The 2,202-nt window shown below is 71.1% G+C and carries 1 protein-coding gene and 2 pseudogenes; 1 reads left to right on the forward strand and 2 read right to left on the reverse strand.

The features are described 5' to 3' along the window. Positions 1-422: pseudogene (locus ACIKT0_RS17390) on the forward strand (UPF0104 family protein); the annotation flags it as partial. Here the strand turns inward: ACIKT0_RS17390 and ACIKT0_RS17395 are convergent. Continuing rightward, positions 400-1,899, reverse strand: coding sequence for a phospholipase D-like domain-containing protein (locus ACIKT0_RS17395; protein WP_407106610.1), 1,500 nt, complete (start codon positions 1,897-1,899; stop codon positions 400-402). The pseudogene ACIKT0_RS17390 and the gene ACIKT0_RS17395 overlap by 23 nt on opposite strands. Before the next feature lie 70 nt (positions 1,900-1,969). Beyond that, positions 1,970-2,202: pseudogene (locus ACIKT0_RS17400) on the reverse strand (nickel transporter); the annotation flags it as partial.

A 2,202-nucleotide genomic window follows, 5' to 3' on the forward strand; every position in this document is an offset into this window, starting at 1 on the left:
CGTGCCTCGCTGCGCCCGTGCTGTACCTGGCCGCGGCTGCGTTGCGGCCCCGGGGCTTCACCGTCTTCGGCCGCAGCCTGCGGATGCCGACCTTCCGCCTCGCGCTCGCCCAGGTTCTCGTCGCGATCGTCAACTTCGCCTGCGTCGCGGCCTGCATGCACCAGGCGCTCGCCGCGATCTCGGACGCCGGGTACGCGGAGGTCGCCGGCGCCTATGCGGCGGCCAACGCCGCGACCATGCTCACCCACGCGCCCGGCGGGCTCGGGGTGATCGAGACGGTCGTGCAGCGGCTGCTCCCGCAGAGCGACCTGATCGGCGGCCTGCTGGTCTACCGGCTGATCTACTTCCTGGGGCCACTCGCCATCGGCGCCCTGACGTTGCTCGGCGCCGAGATCTTCTTCAGGCGTCGCGCCGGCGGGTGATCCGCTTGTCCCGGCGGCGCAACAGCCACGGCGGCTCGAACGGACGCGCCGGGTCGAGCAGGCTGGTGCCCGGCACCGGGCGGGTGGAGCCACGGGTGCGGATCGCGTCGAAGGAGCGAAGCCCTCGCGCGCCGGTGTTGAGGCGCTCGATGGTTTCGACCAGCGAGCCGGTCTCGGCGAAGGTGGCGTCGAAAACCGCCTCGGGCACGCCGAGATGCTCCGCGAGCAGGTGGTTCCGCAAGGCGCCGACGGCCCGCCTGTCCGCTTCGTCCCGCGCTTCGATCGCGACGTCGAGCTCCGTGTCGAGCCCGACGGACCGGTTGTTGAGATTGGAGGAGCCGACGCGCAGCAGGCGATCGTCCGAGATGATGAGCTTGGAATGAATGAGGACCGAACAGTCCTTGTCGTCGCCTGGCACCACCGGATTGTAGATGCGGAACCGGCCGTGACGGTCGGCGCGGCGCAGGCGGCGGATCAGCCGGTCGCGGTTGCGTCCCATGATCTGGCGCTCGATGAAACCGTGCGAGGCGAGGCTGACGATCGCGATCACCTCGGGGCCGTTCGGCTCGCTGAGGCGGCGCTCCAGGACGTCGCCCAGGAAGGTCGCGGCGAAATACTGGGCCTCGATGTAGATGGTCCGCTCGGCGGCCCAGAGCATGTCCTCCGTCAGCCGCGCGGCCTCGTGGGCGCTTCGGCCATCGCCCCAGTCCGGCACCGTGCGCGCGATCGCAAGGTCGACGTCGGTGAAATGCGTCCGCGCGTTCTCCGGCCAGGGGAGCGCGCGCGGGACACATTCGGGGGATTCCCCCGTGCCCTTCTTCCAGCGCCAGCAGGCGTGCTCGAACACCTCGCGGGCGGCTTCGCCGTCGAACGCCACCTGCACGTCGTGGATCGGGCCGTAGAGGGCGCCGGCATGCGACCTGCGCCGCGGATCCCCGTGGCGGTGCTCATGGGTGTCCCAGCGGTTGACCGTGAGGTCGATGCCGCCCGTGAAGGCGATGGCGCCGTCGATCGCCACGATCTTCTGGTGATGGGCGGCGTAGAGCGGATGGGTCGTGTCGAGCCGGAGGCTGATGCGCGGGTGCTGCTGCCACTCCGTTCCGATCAGCAGCTCGGCGGTGCCGCTCGGACCATGCGCGACGGCCGAGCTCCAGACCAGCACGCGAACCTCGAGCTCCGGCCGCTCCTCGACGAGCTGGCGCAACAGGCGGCCGAGCGGCGGCGACTCCTCTTCGGAGACGTCGAGGCGCAGCCTTATTCTCGGGTCGAAGTCCCACCCGATGATCAGGATCGAGCGCCGCGCCGAACGCAGCGCGGTCTCCAGCGCGGCGAAATACTCCGCACCATGCACCAGCACGCTCATGCGGTCCGCGACGGCGGTTTTCCAGCAGTTCCACCCCGGCTCGAATGTCTGGCCGCGCGGCGCCTCGGGGGCGCTTGCGGGGAGGGGCGGTCGGTCGGCGGTCGGCTTGTCCACGTGATCCTCAGTTAGCCGGCGTGGGCCTCGGTCGGCTTCACGTCGGGGTGACTGATGTGGAGCGCGCGGATCAGCCGGCGAGAGGCGAGCTGTCGCTGAGCAGCCCGCCAAGCATGACGACGCCGAAGGCGAGGATCAGCGCCGCGGCTCCGACCTCCAGCACGGCCAGGAGCGCCGCGCCGAAACCCGGCCGGGAGGATGCGATCCGGAGCGCTGTCGCCTTGGCGCCCACCGCGAGAGAGGCGATCGCCGCGACCGTCAGGGCGGTTCCGGCCGCCATCGCCAGCGTCGCGAGCACGCCGG

It is taken from the genome of Hansschlegelia beijingensis (assembly GCF_045505405.1).
Lineage (GTDB): Bacteria > Pseudomonadota > Alphaproteobacteria > Rhizobiales > Methylopilaceae > Methylopila > Methylopila beijingensis_A.